Annotated in this window: 23 protein-coding genes and 1 pseudogene; 11 read left to right on the forward strand and 13 right to left on the reverse strand. The window is 69.2% G+C overall.

The annotated features are described in order from the left end of the window. The first annotated feature begins 162 nt into the window (after positions 1 to 162). Positions 163 to 1,335 (forward strand): alpha/beta fold hydrolase, encoded by a 1,173-nt coding sequence (locus tag AB0B76_RS40970; protein WP_360385876.1) that lies wholly within the window; start codon positions 163 to 165, stop codon positions 1,333 to 1,335. Between the two features lie 196 nt (positions 1,336 to 1,531). On the opposite strand, the gene AB0B76_RS40975 is transcribed toward AB0B76_RS40970, so the two are convergent. The 6 genes from AB0B76_RS40975 to AB0B76_RS41000 form a co-directional block, all read right to left on the reverse strand. Beyond that, positions 1,532 to 2,239: an SDR family oxidoreductase gene (locus AB0B76_RS40975; RefSeq protein WP_360385878.1), complete on the reverse strand. Its 708-nt coding sequence runs from the start codon at positions 2,237 to 2,239 to the stop codon at positions 1,532 to 1,534. Between the two features lie 180 nt (positions 2,240 to 2,419). Beyond that, positions 2,420 to 2,593 (reverse strand): hypothetical protein, encoded by a 174-nt coding sequence (locus AB0B76_RS40980; RefSeq protein ID WP_360385880.1) that lies wholly within the window; start codon positions 2,591 to 2,593, stop codon positions 2,420 to 2,422. Between the two features lie 136 nt (positions 2,594 to 2,729). Then, on the reverse strand, positions 2,730 to 3,278 hold the full coding sequence (locus tag AB0B76_RS40985; protein WP_360385882.1) for a cupin domain-containing protein: 549 nt from the start codon (positions 3,276 to 3,278) through the stop codon (positions 2,730 to 2,732). A gap of 106 nt (positions 3,279 to 3,384) precedes the next feature. After that, the gene (locus tag AB0B76_RS40990; protein WP_360385883.1) at positions 3,385 to 4,317 is read right to left on the reverse strand and encodes an NADP-dependent oxidoreductase; all 933 of its coding nucleotides are present in this window, start codon (positions 4,315 to 4,317) and stop codon (positions 3,385 to 3,387) included. 426 nt (positions 4,318 to 4,743) lie between these two features. Further along, complete coding sequence (locus tag AB0B76_RS40995; protein ID WP_360385885.1) at positions 4,744 to 4,953, reverse strand: hypothetical protein; 210 nt, start codon at positions 4,951 to 4,953, stop codon at positions 4,744 to 4,746. A gap of 197 nt (positions 4,954 to 5,150) precedes the next feature. Next, positions 5,151 to 6,029: a helix-turn-helix transcriptional regulator gene (locus AB0B76_RS41000; protein WP_360385887.1), complete on the reverse strand. Its 879-nt coding sequence runs from the start codon at positions 6,027 to 6,029 to the stop codon at positions 5,151 to 5,153. A gap of 327 nt (positions 6,030 to 6,356) precedes the next feature. Here AB0B76_RS41000 and AB0B76_RS41005 point away from each other — a divergent pair, with 327 nt between their 5' ends. From AB0B76_RS41005 to AB0B76_RS41025, 5 genes and pseudogenes are all read left to right on the forward strand, one after another. After that, positions 6,357 to 6,629, forward strand: a complete 273-nt coding sequence (locus tag AB0B76_RS41005) for a GNAT family N-acetyltransferase (protein WP_360385889.1) — start codon at positions 6,357 to 6,359, stop codon at positions 6,627 to 6,629. Positions 6,630 to 7,523: 894 nt separating this feature from the next. Next, positions 7,524 to 7,943, forward strand: a pseudogene (locus AB0B76_RS41010) (transposase family protein); the annotation flags it as partial. 77 nt (positions 7,944 to 8,020) lie between these two features. Beyond that, complete coding sequence (locus AB0B76_RS41015) at positions 8,021 to 8,425, forward strand: hypothetical protein (protein ID WP_360385891.1); 405 nt, start codon at positions 8,021 to 8,023, stop codon at positions 8,423 to 8,425. Continuing rightward, on the forward strand, positions 8,415 to 9,101 hold the full coding sequence (locus tag AB0B76_RS41020; RefSeq protein ID WP_360385893.1) for an integrase core domain-containing protein: 687 nt from the start codon (positions 8,415 to 8,417) through the stop codon (positions 9,099 to 9,101). Before AB0B76_RS41015 ends, AB0B76_RS41020 begins: the two co-directional genes overlap by 11 nt. 26 nt (positions 9,102 to 9,127) lie before the next feature. After that, the gene (locus AB0B76_RS41025) at positions 9,128 to 9,280 is read left to right on the forward strand and encodes a hypothetical protein (RefSeq protein ID WP_360385895.1); all 153 of its coding nucleotides are present in this window, start codon (positions 9,128 to 9,130) and stop codon (positions 9,278 to 9,280) included. Here AB0B76_RS41025 and AB0B76_RS41030 read toward each other — a convergent pair. After that, entirely contained in the window at positions 9,253 to 10,182 is a 930-nt protein-coding gene (locus AB0B76_RS41030; RefSeq protein WP_360385897.1) for a helix-turn-helix domain-containing protein, read from the reverse strand. The genes AB0B76_RS41025 and AB0B76_RS41030 overlap by 28 nt on opposite strands. 73 nt (positions 10,183 to 10,255) lie before the next feature. Here AB0B76_RS41030 and AB0B76_RS41035 point away from each other — a divergent pair, with 73 nt between their 5' ends. After that, entirely contained in the window at positions 10,256 to 10,849 is a 594-nt protein-coding gene (locus AB0B76_RS41035) for an MBL fold metallo-hydrolase (RefSeq protein WP_360385899.1), read from the forward strand. Between the two features lie 15 nt (positions 10,850 to 10,864). Here AB0B76_RS41035 and AB0B76_RS41040 read toward each other — a convergent pair whose 3' ends face one another. From AB0B76_RS41040 to AB0B76_RS41050, 3 genes are all read right to left on the reverse strand, one after another. Continuing rightward, a complete protein-coding gene (locus AB0B76_RS41040) occupies positions 10,865 to 11,020 on the reverse strand; it encodes a hypothetical protein (protein WP_360385901.1) in 156 nt (51 codons plus the stop codon). 136 nt (positions 11,021 to 11,156) lie between these two features. Further along, positions 11,157 to 11,522 carry a hypothetical protein gene (locus AB0B76_RS41045; protein WP_360385903.1) on the reverse strand — a complete coding sequence of 122 codons (366 nt, stop codon included), beginning with the start codon at positions 11,520 to 11,522 and terminating at the stop codon, positions 11,157 to 11,159. After that, positions 11,515 to 11,691 (reverse strand): hypothetical protein, encoded by a 177-nt coding sequence (locus tag AB0B76_RS41050; protein WP_360385905.1) that lies wholly within the window; start codon positions 11,689 to 11,691, stop codon positions 11,515 to 11,517. The genes AB0B76_RS41045 and AB0B76_RS41050 overlap by 8 nt, the downstream gene beginning before the upstream one ends. A 19-nt stretch (positions 11,692 to 11,710) precedes the next feature. Between AB0B76_RS41050 and AB0B76_RS41055 the strand changes: the two genes are divergently transcribed. After that, positions 11,711 to 12,682, forward strand: a complete 972-nt coding sequence (locus AB0B76_RS41055) for an ATP-dependent DNA ligase (protein WP_360385987.1) — start codon at positions 11,711 to 11,713, stop codon at positions 12,680 to 12,682. A gap of 502 nt (positions 12,683 to 13,184) precedes the next feature. On the opposite strand, the gene AB0B76_RS41060 is transcribed toward AB0B76_RS41055, so the two are convergent. Continuing rightward, positions 13,185 to 13,607, reverse strand: coding sequence for a transposase (locus tag AB0B76_RS41060; protein WP_360385907.1), 423 nt, complete (start codon positions 13,605 to 13,607; stop codon positions 13,185 to 13,187). 174 nt (positions 13,608 to 13,781) lie between these two features. On the opposite strand from AB0B76_RS41060, the gene AB0B76_RS41065 reads away from it, so the two are divergent. Next, positions 13,782 to 14,117 carry a hypothetical protein gene (locus tag AB0B76_RS41065; RefSeq protein ID WP_360385909.1) on the forward strand — a complete coding sequence of 112 codons (336 nt, stop codon included), beginning with the start codon at positions 13,782 to 13,784 and terminating at the stop codon, positions 14,115 to 14,117. Between the two features lie 16 nt (positions 14,118 to 14,133). Here the strand turns inward: AB0B76_RS41065 and AB0B76_RS41070 are convergent, their stop codons facing one another. Then, positions 14,134 to 14,472 (reverse strand): transcriptional regulator, encoded by a 339-nt coding sequence (locus AB0B76_RS41070; protein ID WP_360385911.1) that lies wholly within the window; start codon positions 14,470 to 14,472, stop codon positions 14,134 to 14,136. Continuing rightward, on the reverse strand, positions 14,469 to 15,236 hold the full coding sequence (locus tag AB0B76_RS41075; protein WP_360385913.1) for a hypothetical protein: 768 nt from the start codon (positions 15,234 to 15,236) through the stop codon (positions 14,469 to 14,471). The genes AB0B76_RS41070 and AB0B76_RS41075 overlap by 4 nt, the downstream gene beginning before the upstream one ends. Before the next feature lie 150 nt (positions 15,237 to 15,386). Here AB0B76_RS41075 and AB0B76_RS41080 point away from each other — a divergent pair, with 150 nt between their 5' ends. Continuing rightward, the gene (locus tag AB0B76_RS41080; protein WP_360385915.1) at positions 15,387 to 15,557 is read left to right on the forward strand and encodes a hypothetical protein; all 171 of its coding nucleotides are present in this window, start codon (positions 15,387 to 15,389) and stop codon (positions 15,555 to 15,557) included. A gap of 315 nt (positions 15,558 to 15,872) precedes the next feature. Next, complete coding sequence (locus AB0B76_RS41085) at positions 15,873 to 16,265, forward strand: hypothetical protein (protein ID WP_360385917.1); 393 nt, start codon at positions 15,873 to 15,875, stop codon at positions 16,263 to 16,265. The last annotated feature ends 187 nt before the right edge of the window (positions 16,266 to 16,452 follow it).

Here is a 16,452-nt window from a genome sequence, read left to right on the forward strand (position 1 = left end):
CGGAGTCATTTTGAACTGATCTCTAATCAGGACAGCGGTCCGCTTCTGGGTTTTCGGGTGGCCTCGAACTGGGGTTTCGGTTGTCTGCACCTGGCTGATTATTTGTTCGGCGGCAGGGAAAAGGCTGGAATGCGAGATCAAGTCGCCCTGGAAGGAGCTTCCATGACCGTCAGCGATCAGGAGATCATCAGCCGCTTCCCGGTCGGATACCACGAGCTGCACCCGAACCTCTCCCTGAACTTCCAGATGAACCGGTTCTACGGGTGGGCCAACGAGCAGCAGATGCTCGACGAGATGCGCGCGGCGGGAAAGCGCATCAAGACTTATGACGACTGGACCCGCGAGATGTTGCAGCTCAGTGACCAGGCGGTAAACCAGAAGCGCGCGGTGCCGGCCGCCTACTACTCACGGGGGGCGCAGTTCTTCCTCCAGCCTGACGATTCTCGCTTCGACCAGGCCAGGAAGCGGTTCCTGGACGGGGTCGAATCCGCCTTCGGTGTCACCGAGGCCGACAAGTTCCAGGTCCCGTTCCAGAAGACGCAGCTCGCCGCCTACCGTTTGACCCCGGATAAGCCGCGAGGAACCATCGTGATCTTTGGCGGCTACGACAGCTACATCGCCGAGTGGCTGCCGGCGGCGATCGCCCTGCGCGACGCCGGCCTGGACACGGTGATCTTCGACGGGCCGGGCCAGGGCATGGTGCTGGACGCCGGTGTTCCGATGACCCCGGACTGGCATCTGCCGGTTGGGGCCGTGCTGGACTACTTCAAGCTTGACGGCGTCACTCTGATGGGTTTCTCGCTCGGTGGCTGCCTGGTCGTCCGGGCGGCCGCCCGCGAGCCCCGGGTCGCCCGGGTGGTCGCCTGGGACGTCTTCACCGACCTGCACGAGAACGCATCGAGGGCGCTGGACGCGGTCGGCCTGGAGACGGTCGAGAAGAACGCGGAGCAGATCCCGGCGACGGCTCTCAACGCGGCCATCGACGCGGTGAGCAAGTCCGACCTGCTCACCGAGTGGACCTTCAATCAGGGCAAGAGGGTCATGGGCGTGGACACCCCGTCGGACGTCTTCAAGGCCTGGGACCAATACCACACCGATGACGTCTCCTCGCTCGTGAAGCAGGACATCCTGCTGATGGTCGGGACCAAGGATCACTACGTGCCTCTGCATCAGCTCGGCGACCAGGTGATGACCCTGACCGCCGCGCCGTCGGTCACGTGCCGGGTCTTCACCGAGGAGGAGCAGGCGCAGAACCACTGCCAGGTCGGCAACACAGGCTTGGCGATCAGCGTGATCCTGAACTGGCTCGACCAGGTCGGTGGCCGGAAAGGCTGACCCGGGCCGGGGGACGGGTCTTCGATCGCTGATCGACGGCGAAGCTCCCGGCATGCCGAAAATGACCGGCGAGCCGGCCGTCATCGCCGCGGCCGAGCGCCTGGGGTGCGCCCCGGCCCAGGTCGGCCTGGTCTGGCTGCTGCACCAATCCGCGTCGACTCTGCCGTTTACTCCGGCAGGCGGAATACCGGTGAAGTCAGGCGAAGAGGTTGCCGGTGATGTCGGCGTAGAAGTCGGCGGGATCGCGGGAGAGGGATGCCTTGACGTTGGCGGTGGGCTTGTCGGCGATGACTTCGATCTTGCCCGCTTCCAGTCCGTCGAGGGCCTGGGCGACCACCTCGTGGGGCGCGAGTTTGGGGATGTCGACGCCGGCCATCATGTCCGTGTCGGCGATCGCCAGCGCCAGGGCGGTGACCAGAGTCTTCTGGTCGGCCAACTCGAGTCGGATGCCGTTCGTCAGGGACCACTCCGCGGCCTTGGAGGCGGCGTAGCCGTTGCTGCTGGGGCTGAAGGTGTACCAGCTCAGCGCCGAGATGACGTTGAGGATGGCACCACCGGCCAGCCTGGGCGCGAAGGTGCGGGTGACGTTCAGGGTGCCCCAGAAGTTGGTGTCGAGGTCGCGGCGGATGTTCTCCGTGGAGGAACCGAGCAGCGGGGCTTCCGTGGAGGTGCCGGCGTTGTTGATGAGGATGTCGAGGTCGCCCACCTTGCCTGCGGCGGCCTCGATGGACGCGGGATCCGTGATGTCCAGCTGGAGGGCGATGGCACCGGGGATGCCGATGCTTTCCAGGCGACGGGCGGTCGCATAGACGGTGGCGCCCCGGGCGAGGAGGGCCTCGGCGAAGGCCTTGCCGAGGCCGCGGTTGGCGCCGGTCACGAGTGCTGTTGAGCCGTTGATTTGCATACCGCCACGCTAAAACCTCACGTTGACGTCAGGGACAAATATATGCGAGGTGAATCACGCTCGCCCGTGTCGGCGGCGAAGTACGGCCCGGCTGAGGGTGATCCGTGTGCGGCCGGTAACGCCCAATAGGCCGGTAATGCCCGATCGGACGGATCGGGCGTTACCGACCGCGCGTACTGATCAGGGGTTGATGATTGCGATCATTGCGGCATTGGTGCCACGTGCGGCGCGCTCTCCGGCGGCCATGGCCTCTTCCGGGGTGGCGCCGCGGGCCATCGCCTTGGCCACGGCCTCGTTGTGAAGCTGTTCGACCCGCTCGCGGCGCGTCTTCTTGAACCAGCTCCAGATAGACATAGTTCTGATCTTTCCGACACCTGTCGCGTGGAAACTTTCCAGGCCTCGTGCCGCGAAACCAGGGCCCTTCGGGCTGACTGCCCGATGCTCAAGCGTCACTGGTTTGTCGACATCCGAGGCGATGGTGTCCGGTGGTTTATAGGAACTCGCTGCGGTAGAGCGGGGCCAGTTCGGCCGCGCGCCGGCGGCGCTCGGCGAGTTCGTCGGTAGAGAGCTGCGGCGGCGGCGCGTCTTTGCCCGCGACGACATCGCCGATCCGCGTGAAGTATTCGTCCTGGCCGGCGGGCGTGCACATGCAGAGCATGCGGGCCGGGACGCCGGAGACGTTGCGGAAGTTGTGCGGTGCGTTGGCGGGGACATTGACCGTGGTTCCGGCCCGTGCGGTGTGTTTCTCGCCGCGGAAGGTGAATTCGATCTCGCCCTCGAGGATGGTGAACATCTCCTCGAAGTCGTGCCGGTGCGGGGGCGGCCCGCCGCCGTCCGGTACGCGCATGTCGATCAGGCAGTACTGGCCGTTCGTCTGCGCACCGGTGATCAGCATGGCGTAGGTGTTGCCCACCAGCGAGATGTATGTCGTGCCCGGGTCGTCCGGGTCCGCCAGGGTGAGCGAGCGGGAGGGATCGTCAGCAGGAATCATCAGGGTTGTCTCCTTCGTGGTGAACAAATGGTCGCCGAGATCGGTCACGCCTCGAGCTCGGTGCGGCGGGCGGCCAGGAAGCCGGTGAGGCTGAGTGGCTCCTGGTTGACGGCGCGCGTGGTTCGAGGTCGTGCCGAACGAGGGAGGCGTTCGATCAGAGGACGATGACGGTCTTGCCGTGCAGTGCACCGGCGGCGGCCCGGGCGTGGACGTCGGCGAGTTGCGCCAAAGGCATCCGCTCCGCGACGTCGACGCGCAGCTCGCCGGAGTCGACCAGCGCCACGAGCTGCGCGAGCTGGGCGGCGTCGCTGTTGACGAACAGATTGATGCCGCGGACGCCCCGCGTCTCGTCGGAAGGAGCGGGCATCCACACCGTGGTGTTGACCAGGACGCCGCCCGCCCGGACCAGGTCGATCAGCTCGTTCAGCTGAGCCGGCTCGACCGGCGCCACGTTGAGCACCACGTCCACCGAGGTCGTGGCCGTAGCCACCGTGGTGCTGGAGTGGTCAACGACCTCGTCGGCGCCCAGGGCCTTGACCCGCTCGGCGGTACGCGGCCCGGCCACACCGACCACGTACGCCCCGGCCCGCTTGGCCAGCTGCACCGCGAAGCCGCCAACCGCCCCGCCCGCGCCGTTGATAAGTACCCGCTGTCCGGCCGTCAGCCGCGCGTGGTCGAACAGTGCCTGCCACGCAGTGAGGCCCACGATCGGCAGCGCGGCGGCGTCGGTGAGCGGGATCCTCGCCGGCGCCGCCGCCAGGATCTCGGCCGGGGCCACGACGTACTCTGCGGCCGCGCCGTCCTCGGTCATCGGCAGGAACCCGATCACCCGATCGCCGGCCTGGACGTCGGTGACGCCATCGCCGAGCGCGGCGACCGTGCCGGAGACGTCGATGCCCGGCGTGTGCGGTAGCGTCACCGGGATCGGGCCCTGCATGAAACCGGCCCGGATGTTGCCGTCGACGCCGTTGAACGATGTCGCCGCGACCCGGATCAGCACCTGCCCTGCGCCAGCCGTGGGCTGCTCGACGTCCTCGTAGCGCAGGACGCTCGGATCGCCGTACTCGTGGTAACGCACTGCCTTCATCTCAGGACCCTTCTGGGGTATTGCTTCGTCTTCGAAGCGAATGTGTGTGGTGCGAGCCGGGGTCGGATTTGCCGCTCAGACACCCGGCCGGCGACGCCGCGCCGGGTCGAGCAAGGCGGGCGGGGTCGTTCTCCTCGGGCGCACTCTGCGGATCTGCACCCCACTTGCGCGCCAGCGTCATGGCGGGTGGCCAGGTACGGGTTACACCGGCGTCCTCGCCACTCGAGCCGGCGCCGCCGCCCTCTGGCTCACCCACCTGTGGCCGGTCAGCGAACCCGGCCCCACCTGGCCGTCGCTCGCCGCGTCTACGCCGGGCCGACCGCTGTGGCCGTCCCTCGGATGACCTGGACCTCGATGCGCTGACCGGGCCCGAGTGCCGCGCGGCCCGGACCCGGGGACGTCAAGCGATCGTGCTGATGATCTCCGTCAAATCGTCTGGGGGGAGAGAAACGGTAAGTGGGAGGCCTCAAGCTCGAAGACCTTGGTCTGCGACATGGATACCGCGTCGATCTCGCGGACGAAGCGGTGTTGCAGGGCTGGCCGGATCGCGTTGTCCCGGGTGCAGACCACGCAGCTGCGCGGGACGCTGCCGAACCTTTCCCGGGTTACCGGGAACGCTTCGCCCGGGATGCCCATCGGGCCGTCCGAGCCGCCGGGTCGAACGGGGTTGGCCCAGCGGAAGCGAGGAGATGCCGCTTTGAGACCGTGGCCGTCGAGGTCGACGGCGACTCATCGGATTTGCTGGGCGGCGAGGCGGCTGGTGATCGGCGTCCAGCACCAGGAACCGTGCCAGAAACCGTGAACAAGAACGACGTTGCGCATGCTTGGAAACGTTAGGGGAGCCCAGCGGCGACAACCACGTCCTGATTGTGTGGGGATAAGCGGTAGGTGTGCAGTGCGGCGATCCGGTGAGCGGTGGGCGTGCCGGCAACCGGCTGAAGTGTGAGCATCCGCTGCCGGGCCGTCGCCCCGGTCACGATCTCGCAGTCCAGGTCGAGGCGGCCGACTCGCTCGTCGTGCACCACCTTCGTCGAGCAGTGCAGCATTGCGACCGTATGCCGCCCCCACATCGCCCGGAACTCCGTGCTGGCCTCGCACAGCCGCTCGACGAGCTCACCCGCCGTACGGTCCTGACCGCGTTGGGTGATTATCGCCCTCAGGTCCGACACGTAGGCCATCCCGGTCTGCTCCTGTTGCTCCGGCGGGTCGAGCCGATGCCGCCACGCCGGCGACGTGAACCAGTGCCAAACGAGATTCGCCTCGAGGCCTGGCCGGTCTGCGAACTGCCCGAACAGCGTGACATTGAGCCAGTTTTGCGCCAGGACGGTGCCCAGGTCGTCGGTGACGAACGCCGGAGTCGTCTCCGAGATCGCTGTCATCAGGTACGCGAGCCCGGGATCGACCGGTTCGGGCTGCGGGTCCCATCGGGCCGGCGCCATGTGGCCCGCCAGCCGGAACAGGTGGGCCTTCTCGGTCTCGGTCAGCCGCAGTGCCACCGCGATCGCGGCCAGGACCGTCGCCGATGGCCGTGGCCCTCTCGCCTGCTCGAGACGCTCATAGTAAGTAGCCGACACGTTGGCCAGCGCCGCCACCTCTTCACGCCGCAGCCCTGGTGTCCGTCGCCGGCGCAGTGAAGTCAATCCCGCTTCCACGGGTGACAGCGCCTCGCGCCGGCGTCGTAAGAAATCACCCAGCCAGTCGCGGTTCTCCACCGAGCCATAGTACGTAGGGTCCACTCCTGCTGCCTGTGCGATCCTCGTCGCCGTGATGGCCGGGCCGCTTCGAGCACACCTCAGCGGAGCGACGGTGTGACGCCCGTCGTGGGCGAGGACGTGCCGCGTACGCCGTCAGGTGCTGCGGTAGCGGGATGCGCGCGGTCAGATCCGCACCGCGGCCGGCGGCGGTCGTGTGGGCTGGATCGACGTGGAAGACGTGGCAGAGGTGGCGACACCCGTGATACGGAACAGCCGCGCTGAACCGGCCCGCCCCCGGAGGTAGGTCTCGGCCTCAGCACACTGCAGGCGCGCGGCCGCCGGCCGGTGTACATCTTCCGCGAGTTCGCCGTCCACCCTCGCTGGCAACGACACGGCTACGGCCAGCAGATCCACGACGAACTGCTCCGCGAACGCGACGAACAGGTCGCCCACCTACTCGTACGCCCCGACAACGACCCTGCACTCGCCGCGTACCGCAATTGGGGCTGGACGAAGGTCGCCACCAAGCAGCCGTTCGTCGACTCGCCGGTTTTCGGCCTTATGGTCCTCGATCTGACGGACCGCCTTGCGGCGTCCAGGCGTGAACCAAGCTTGTGATCCGGAATCCTCCACCTCAGCAGCGTGTCCAGGTCCGGATCGTCGCCCGTGGCACTGGCGACTTGGTTGATCTCCGCCAGGCATGTGTCGGCGATCGCTCGGCGGGTGCTGGGCAGCCGGCAGGATTTCTCCACCTTCTGGGTGGGGTCGTCCGCGGCGGTTAGGTACCCATCGGCGACGACCCGCTTGTAGAGGCAGCGCAATGCGGCGATGAACAACTCTGCAGCGCTGCGGCCTCCGCGTGCGCTGCGCCGGGTCACGACGTTCGTTTTGATCTGCTGCGCCAGGCGTTCGATCTCGGATGGCATGCGGGTGTCCGACCGCGGTTGGTAACCGGTCGCCGCCCCCTCTGGTGCGCCACCGCTCGGGTCGGCTGGATGGAGGCGGCGCAGTGCGGAGGCCAGGGCTGGTGAGGTGCGTCGCCGGTGCCGTGAACCACGGCTATGCGCGGTGCCCGTCGGTACAGGAGAAAGGCGATGCGATGGGCGGCCAGCCCACGAAGTCGCTACCGGCGGAGGCCGACGATGCCGATTCGGTTCGCCGGTGGCGGTATCGGGCTGCGGTGGCGAGGCCGATCAGCAGCGGCAGCGTCCAGGCGGCGCCGAGCGGCCCGGCTGCGGAGAGGAGCCGACGATGCCGCCGAGGCCGAGCGTGACGGCGGACCACCGCGGGACGGCGCGAGTTCGCGGCCAGGCAGTCGGCGACGCCTTGTGCCTGATCTCCGCGATTCGAGCGGAGATCAGGGAGGCGGTCACGCTGCGGCGCTGCCGCAGCTGTCCGGCGACCACGTCCCGGACCTGGCCGCCGCCGTGTTATGAACACTGCGCGACTGGCTAAGGGCTGTCTCGTAACCCCGAGCTCTGTCCACTGAGGATGATCGTCGATGATGTCTGGGTGCAGGTGATCTCCGCGGCCCGGCCTGAGTGGATCTTTCCGTTCACCGGGGTGCAGCCTGCCCAGTTCCGCAGGCTGGTCCGGTTGGTGGCCGAGCGTGGTGGGGAATCGATCGTCGACGGGCGGCCGGGCCGGCAGTGGGCGCTCGACCTGGCTGACCGGGTGCTGCTGGTGGCCGTGTACTGGCGGACCAACCTGACCATGCGGCAGATCGGTCCGCTGTTCGGGGTGTCGCACTCCGCCGCGCACCGGGTCATCGACACCGTCGGGCCGCTCCTGGCCCTCGCAACGGTACGGCGCCGGCCGGCCGACCAGATCGCCAGCGTCGACGGCACACTGATCCCGACCCGGGACCACCGTCTGGCCATGCGGAGCAAGAACTACCGGTACTCGACGAACCTGCAGGTCGCCATCGACGCCAGTACCCTGTAGGGCTCGTAAATGCGGTTCGGTGGCTGTGACGTGCGATTTTGTGCGCGGTCCGGGGAACGTGGGCGGTGACGATCCAGACCATGTCAGCCTCGCTGGTGTACCTGCTCCTGCGCCAGATCCTGCGGATGCTCACCCAGCTCGCCCGGGACGGCGGCGCGAAAGACGTCGAACTGCTCGTGTTGCGGCATCAGGTGGCGGTACTACGTCGGCAGGTCCACCGCCCCGACCTGCAGCCCGCCGACCGGGTGGTGCTGGCCGCGCTGTCGCGCCTGCTGCCCCCGACCACAATGGGCGGCGTTCTTCGTCACCCCGGCTACACTGCTGCGCTGGCATCGGCAACTGATCGCCCGACACTGGACCTACCCACACGCCCGCCCCGGCCGGCCATCAGTCGACCGGGAACTCCGCGAGCTGGTACTGCGCCCGGCAGCGGAAAACGCGACCTGGGGCCATCGCCGCGTGCAAGGTGAACTGGCACGTCTGGGCTACCAGATCGCCGCCAGCACGATCTGGAAAATCCTGCACCAGGCGGGCATCGACCCGGCACCACGCCGAACCGGACCCACCTGGCAGCAGTTCCTCACCGCCCAGGCACACACGATCCTGGCCTGCGACTGCTTCACCGTCGACACCGTGCTCCTCAAACGCATCTACGTCCTGTTCTTCATCGAACTCGCCACCCGCCAGGTCCACATCGTCGGTGTCACCACGCACCCGACCGGCGCCTGGGTCACGCAACAGGCCCGGAACCTGCTCATGAGCCTCGAGCAGCGGGCCCACGGACTCCGATTTCTGCTCCGCGACCGCGACAACAAGTTCACGGCCGCCTTCGACACGGTCTTCACCGCCGCAGGTATCGACGTACTCCGAACACCGCCACAAGCGCCGAGAGCGAACGCCTACTCGGAGCGCTGGGTCGGTACGGTACGACCCGAGTGCACAGACCGGATGCTCATCGTCGGCGAACGGCACCTGACGACCGTTCTGACCGAGTACATCGAGCACTACAACGGCCACCGACCCCATCGATCACTCGGCCAGCGACCACCGAACCCACCACCGCAGGTCGTTGACCTCACCGCCGCGCGGGTCCAACGGCGCCCGATTCTCGGCGGACTGATCAACGAATACTCGCAGGCAGCGTAGCCGAACCCGGTTTACGAGCCCGACAGGTGTGGCTGGTCGGCTCGTTCTTCGCGGTCGGGCCCGGCCCGCTGCTGCTCGTGGCACTGTACGTCGTGTTCCTGGCGGTGCTTCCGGGGCGCGTCGCCCGGGGCGCGCTTTCCGAGCAGTACGATCAGGCGGCGCCGAAGGCCTTGCGGTAGCGGTGCGGCGGGATGCCGCGGCGGCGGACGAACTGGGCCCGCAGGAACGCGGCGCCGGCGTAGCCGACCCGGTGGGCCACCTGCTCGACCGGCAGGGTGGTGGTCTCCAGCAGCTGCTCGGCGAGGTCGAGGCGCTGGGCGAGCAGCCAGGCGTTGGGTGTCGTGCCGGTCGCGGCGTGGAAGCGGCGCAGGAACGTGCGCCTGCTCATCGTGGCGCGCGCGGCGAGGTCGTCCAGCGTCAGGCGCAGGTGCAGGTTGCGCCGGGCCCAGTCCAGCACGTCGCTCAGCGCCGTGTCGTGCGGGTCGGCCGGCACCGGGGACGGGACGAACTGCGCTTGACCGCCGTCGCGGTGCGGCGCCACCACCAGCTCCCGCGCGACCGTGGCGGCGGCCGCCGCGCCGTGCTCGCGTCGCAGCAGGTGCAGGCACATGTCGATGCCGGCGGCGGCGCCCGCGCCGGTGACGATGTCGCCGTCGTCGACGTACAGCGCCTCCGGGCGGACGGCGACGCGCGGGAACAGCTCGCGGAACAGCGCCGTGAAGCGCCAGTGCGTAGTGGCCGGCCGGCCGTCGAGCAGGCCGGCCCGGGCGAGCGCGAACGCGCCCACGCAGTGCGCCGCGACGATTGCGCCGGCGGCGTGGGCCTCGCGGACGGCGTCCAGCACCGCCGGCGACGGCGGCTCGCGGAAGCGGCTCCAGGGCAGGGCGAGCACTAGGTCGGCGGCGGCCAGCGCGGCCAGGCCGTGTCCGATGTGGACGGCGGCACCGAGGCTCGTCGGCACCGGGCCCGGCCGCGGGGTGCAGAACGTGACCTCGAGGCCCTCGAAGACCTCGCCCGCGATGCCCAGCGCGAGCGGGGTCACGCCGGGCAGCACCAGCGCGGCGACCGAGCGGATCGGCATGTTGGCATGATAGCAGCGATAGTCGGTGTTCGTGCCGCTGTCGGGCGGCGGGCCAGGGCCGCAAGCTGTGGGCGTGACTGACGTTCCCGCCGGGCGAACGGCCCGCTACCGGCTCCTGTTCACCGGCTACACCAGCTCCACCGGCCCCGGCGTCGCCGCCACGGTGTCGCTGATCGAGGACGGCGACCTGCGCATCGTGGTCGACCCGGGCATGGTGCCGACCCCGTCGAGCCTCACCGGGGCGCTCGCCCGGGCCGGACTGGCCGCTGCGGACATCACCGACGTGGTGCTGAGCCACCACCATCCCGACAACATCATGAACGTCGGCCTGTTCATGCTGGCCCGGGTCCACGACCACAAGGCCGTCTACCGGGGCGACCAGTGGACGTCGCGCGACGCGGACGGCGTCGCCCTCAGCGACTCGGTGCGGCTGCTGGCGACGCCCGGCCACAGCGACGAGGACGTCACGGTGCTGGCCGGGACGCCCGAGGGCGTGGTCGCCTTCGCCGGCGACCTGTGGTGGCGGCCGGACGGGCCGGCCGACGACCCGGTGGCGCCGGACCGCCAACGCCTGCGGCGCAGCCGCGAGCGGGTGCTGGCGTGCGCGGACGTGATCGTGCCCGGGCACGGGCCGGCCTTCGTACCGGGGCCCGGCACGGTCCGCTGAGGGCCGCGGCGGGGTTCAGGCGTCGCCGGGGTGCGGCTCGTGCCGCTGCGGCACGGGGGACCAGCCGGGCGCCGGTGCCACCGAGTGGACCACGTCGTGCAGGATCTGCTCGTACTCGGCCCGGTCGAACTCGTACGGCAGCTCCAGGCGCAGCTCGTCGACCGCCTGCACGCCGGCGTCCGCCCGCAGGCGGTCGACGATCTCGTCGCTGGTGCCGATGACGTCCAGGGCGAACAGCGTGTGCGTGGCGTGGGCGAGGGGCCTTTCGCGTCGGCGGTCGCCGCGCGTACCTTCTGGCGATCCATGTTCAGGCCGCGTCGCGGTGACGGTCAGCGGTGAGTTCGCGGGCGGCGCGTTGGGCGGCGTCGAGGCTGCGCCGGAGTTCGGTGACCGGGTCCGGTGCGGTGCCGGTGGTGACCTCAAGCCCGGAGGCGATCAGGTCGCGCAGCATCTCGGACAGGGTCACTCCGCGCTGCTTGGCGAGAGCGACGACATCGGCGTCGATGTCGAACGGGAGCCGGACCGCGCGGACGACGGTGACCGGTGCGCCTGGTGGCGGGAGCTCGGGTGTGGGTGCGGTGTCGTCGTAGACGAGTTCGAGGTTCCCGGCGGCCAGGTCGCGGACGGCGCGTTCGCCGTCGGCGAGTTCCTGGAAGTCGATGTCGTCACTCATGGTCTTGCTCCCATTGCTCGAGGTGGGCAGTTTCAAGGGGCGTCATGGGCCGTGCGGCGATGATCTGGGCGTCGAGTCCGCCGAGTGGGCGGACGGTGACGATGACCGGTCGGCGGGTTGCGGTGCGGGTCCAGACGGCGATGAAGATGTGTCCGTGCTGGTGCGTCATGCGGCCACCGGTCGAGCCGATGCGTGCCGTTCCCGCTGCGGACCTTCCGGCCGGCGCCGTCTACGAGCCGAAATTCGACGGCTGGCGATGCGTGGCGTTTGTCCAGCCGGACAGGGTGTTCCTGCAGTCGAGGCATCTGCGGAACCTGACGCCGTACTTCCCGGATGTCACCCGGCTCCTGCGTGCCCTACCCGCCGGCACGGTCCTCGACGGTGAGCTGATTATCTGGGACCCGGACCGGCATCGGACCAACTTCGTCGCCCTCCAACGCCGCGTCACCGCCGGCCGCCAGTTGCTGGTCGAGGCCCGCGACCGGCCCGCCCACTACGTTGTCTTCGACCTGCTCGCTGAACCGGGCGGGCCGCTGCTCGACCTGCCGTTGTGTGTCCGCCGCACCAAGCTCGAGGCGCTCCTCGCCGCGGCGCCGCCGCCGCCGCTGCTGTGCCCGCAGACCGCCGACGTGGACGAGGCCCGCCGGTGGGCTGTCGATTGGGAGGCCGCCGGCGTCGAGGGTGTGATCGCCAAGAACCCCGGTGGCCGGTACGAGCTGGGCCGGCCGGGCTGGGTCAAGGTGAAGACCCGGTCGACGGCGGAGGCGATCGTCGGCGGGGTCACCGGCAGCCTGTCGACGCCTGGTGTGCTCCTCCTGGGTCGGTACGACGCCGCAGGCCGGCTCCGCTACGTCGGGCAGACGATGCCGGTCGGCGAGGTGGGCCGGGAGCTCGGCCAGGCCCTCGTCCGGTACGTCGCCCAACGCCGCAACGCCGACGAGCGGTCGCCGTGGCCGCAGCCGCTGCCCGCCAGCTGGTCCGGGCAACTGGGGGAGCGGCGCCCGCTGCCGTACATCCCGGTCCAGCCGACGGTCGTCGTCGAGGTGGAGGTGGATGCCGCGTTCGACGAGGGCGCCGGCCGGTGGCGGCACCGGGCCCGGTTCGTGCGAGTCCGTGCGGACCTGTCGGTGTACGACGTAGAGCGGGCCGTCGGGTTCTGACCGATCTCAACGAAGTGCCCGGACTACCTCAGCGACGGCGGCAATGACCGCGGCGATGCTTGCCAGTAAGCCTGCACGGGCGTGGAGTAGACGAACGCGCCGGTCTTGGCGGATACGTTTCACCGGATTGACCTCTTTTATCCCAAGGCTGTGTCTGACCAGACACTGTTCGGAGGGACTTGGTGGCCGCTGACATGTAGTGATGTTCCAGTGAAGATCGAACCTTGGCAGCGTAGGCGCTGCAATCGTGGCGTTGATGCAGCTCGACGCCGGTTGCGTGTTTCTGGTCAGGAGAGGCCGGTGTCAACCCTCGACTCAGAGTTCCGGCGACTCTACGCGCACCTGTGTCGAACTCGGGAAGCCGGTACGGCGGCAACTTCTGCAGATCGCCGACGTCGAGCCGGTGCGGCGTAGTGGCTGCTGCAGCTGCTCGGTGGTGACGAATTGCTGGGCGCCTCACGGGTCGACGGCCTGGCCCCAGCCGCTCTCTGCGGCCTAGGGCCTATCTGACGGATCTTGAGGTGGTCCGGTCGGGTTTGGCCCGGAGCCAGATCACGATCGAGGCGACGGTGATCGTTGCCTGGTAACGGCATTTGAGCTTGTCGTACCGAGTCGCGACCGCGCGGAACTGCTTGAGCCGGTTGAAGGCCCGTTCGACCTGGTTGCGGTCCTTGTACCGTGCGGCGTTGAAGTTCGGGGGCTGGCCGCCCCGCGATCCCTTCCGCGCGCGGTTGGCCCGCACATCAGCCCGCTCCGGGATGGTGTGCGGGATACCCCGCGCTCGCAGCGACCGCCGGTTGGCCTTGGACCCGTAGGCCTCCAGCAGCGCCACCGGCTCCTTGGTATCCGCCGCCTGCCCGGCGGTAAGCCGTTTGACCAGGCTCCGGCCGCGACCTTCGGCGAGGAGATGAACCTTCGTGGTCAACCCGCCTCGGGACCGGCCGATCGCCTGCGCGGCACGTGATTCATCTGTGCTCAGCCCCCTTTACGCGCACCGGCCGCGTGTTGATGCGCCCGCACGATCGTGGCGTCGGCCTGGGCGCGCCAGTCCAAATCGCCGGCGGCGTCGGCGTCGGCCTGCAACCGCAGTGGGGACTGGGTGATCCCGGACTCCGCGCCCGACGTGGAGAAGCCGGCCGCTTGCGCAGACCTGTTCCGCGCCGGCAAGGGGGGCGGACAGCGGCCGTCGCGGCCACCGCTGAGCGCCGAGGAGCTGGCCAAGGCACGCAGATGGGCGGAGTGCGTGCGGGCACACAACGTGCCGACCTGGCCGGACCCCGACAGCGAGGGTTACTTCGAGGCGCCGGATAGCCTGCAGTACGGGGCCTCCGGTGAGACGATCGACGCGGGGCCAGCAGGGCCGACCGTGCGCCGGCGCCTCGGCGAGAACGACCGCGTCCGCCGGCTGTCACTGACCGCTCGTGGCGACGAATGACCGCTGGACTTGCTGATCAGCGCTCCTGGGTTAGGCCGCCTTGTTCGAACTGGTGGATGAGTAGCTTGAGTTGCGTGACTTCGTCCCTCAGCGCGCGGTCGCCGGCGGGGGTGAGGGAGAGCCAGGTGCGGGGGCGTTTGCCCTCGTAGCCCTTCTCGATGTCGATCAGGCCGGCCTTCTCCAGGACGGCCAGGTGCTGGTTGAGGTTTCCGGCGGTGAGGTCGAGGGCCGTGCGCAGGAAGCCGAAGTCGACCCGGCGTGCCTGGTGGGCGACGGTGAGGATACCGAGGCGGACGCGCTGGTGGACCACGTCGTCCAGGCCGTTGACGGGGTGCTGCTCGCCTTCATTGCTCATGACACGTGACGCTGACGGGGCAGCTGGGCCAGGGCGAAGCCGAGGGCGCCGAGCAGGAGGAAGGCGCCGGACACGGCCAAGCGGGGCAGCGACATCCAGGGTGAGTCGAATGGGATTCCCATCAAGCCAACCTTGAAATGTGACAGCCCGGTAACCAGCTCCATGGCCAGGTAGGCCAGGGTGAAAAGCAGCAGGGCGCGGTTGCGCTCTATATAGGACAGCACCAGCAGCGGCAGCCCGACGGCGGCGGCCGGTCCGTCGAGCCATTGCAGGAACTGCGCCAACCCCGAGGCGGGGTCGAGATGCAGGCCCAAGAAGTCGAGCTTTTCGCCGGGCGACGGCAAGCCGTGACGGGTGTTCCAGTAGAAGACGGCGGCCTCCAGGGCGACCAGGCCGATTCCGGTGAGGACGTAGGGGCGAACCGGCGTGCCGACGCCGCGGTTGTGGGAGCGGCGGGTGTAGAAGATCGCGGTCGCGGCGTAGGCCAGGGCGGGACCGAGCGTCCAGTACAGCGCCGAGCCTTGCCTGGTTTCGGTGCAGATCTGGCCGGCGTTGTCTGCGGAGCCGGGGATGGCGGGGCAGGTGGTCGTGTGGACGCTGAACGTGAAGCGGTTGACGAGAATCGCGCCGAGGGTGATGACGCCGAACAGCAGGAGAGGGACCCAGGTGCCGCGCTGGGCGGCGCGGACCTTGCGGGTCAACGTCGCGAGGCCGGCGAGGACTTCGTGGGGGTCGCCCGGAGACGGCACCGAGGACTCTGTCATGCAGTAAGCTTCGCATCGCAGACTAAATTGCGCAAGAGACCTCGCCCTGCGGCCCAACCCGGTGCGGCCCACCGCCGCGATCCGGGTTTGCGCCGCCCCCTCCGGGGAATCCGATTTGCGCACTATTTGCCAACGGACGGGAGAGCGGCCATGGCTGAGCGGGTGTACGAGCGGACCGCGGCCGGGGCGAACGCGGGTCCCTGGCCGACGCGGCTGGAGTGGCAGCGGGCCGCAGACCGCAACCCGGCCTGCACGTCGTCCGAGCCGACCGGCGGCATCAAGTTCAAGGGTTCCGGGCCGACGAGGCCGGCGAACCATTGAGGCACCGCCGAGCGGCCATTGCCGGTCGGCGGTCAACCTAGGGTTCGTCAGGTCCGGCGCCGGGCGGCGAGTTCTGCGCTCAGCTGCCAGCCGGCGACCTGCGCACCCTCGTCACCACGGACGGCCGATACCACCCCGCCCATGGATCTCCCCAGGACTGTCCGGAACCGCGCTCGACACCGCCCCCACACTCGCCACCGTCGAACCGGAACTCGCCGCCCGACTCAATGACCGGATACTCGTCGGGCACAACATCGGCGTCGACTGGCGCCTGCTCCACCGCTGCTGCCCCACGGTCGCCCGCAGAACGGCGCGGTGGCCCATGTCAACATCGGCACCTGCCTCGGTGAGCTCGGACGCTTCCCAGAAGCCATCAGCGAACTGGAGTACGGCCGCCGCATCGCCGACGACGCCGGAGACACCAACATCCTCTGCTTCATCCACCACAGCCTCGCCGACATCCACCTCCGCCTCGGCGACTACGACAACGCCGCCATCCACGCCCGAGCCGAAGTCGTCGCCGCCCAGCAAGGCCACGACACCGATCGCGAGGCACGCGGATGGGAGGTCCTCGGCGACGCGCGCGCCCACTCCGACCGGGCGGCGGCCGCCAAGGCTCGGCAGCAGGCGATCGAACTCTATGAAGCGCAGGGCAAACCGGCGCTCGCCGAAGCGCTCAGGGCGCGAATCGCACCGGACAAGAGCTGACTCGGCACTGCACGACCGGCGCTTGGCACTGTCGCGGGGTGTCCGTCTGCGCCGCCATGGGCGGCCGTGCCCGGCACCACAGCTGCGGATCTGGCTGACCGTGATCGAGGCGATGCCGAGCCGTGAACTAGAGGCGTCGTTCAGGTCCTGAAGGTCAGACGCGGTGCGGAACGCCTCACGTGAGCGT

This window comes from Dactylosporangium sp. NPDC049140 (assembly GCF_040648435.1).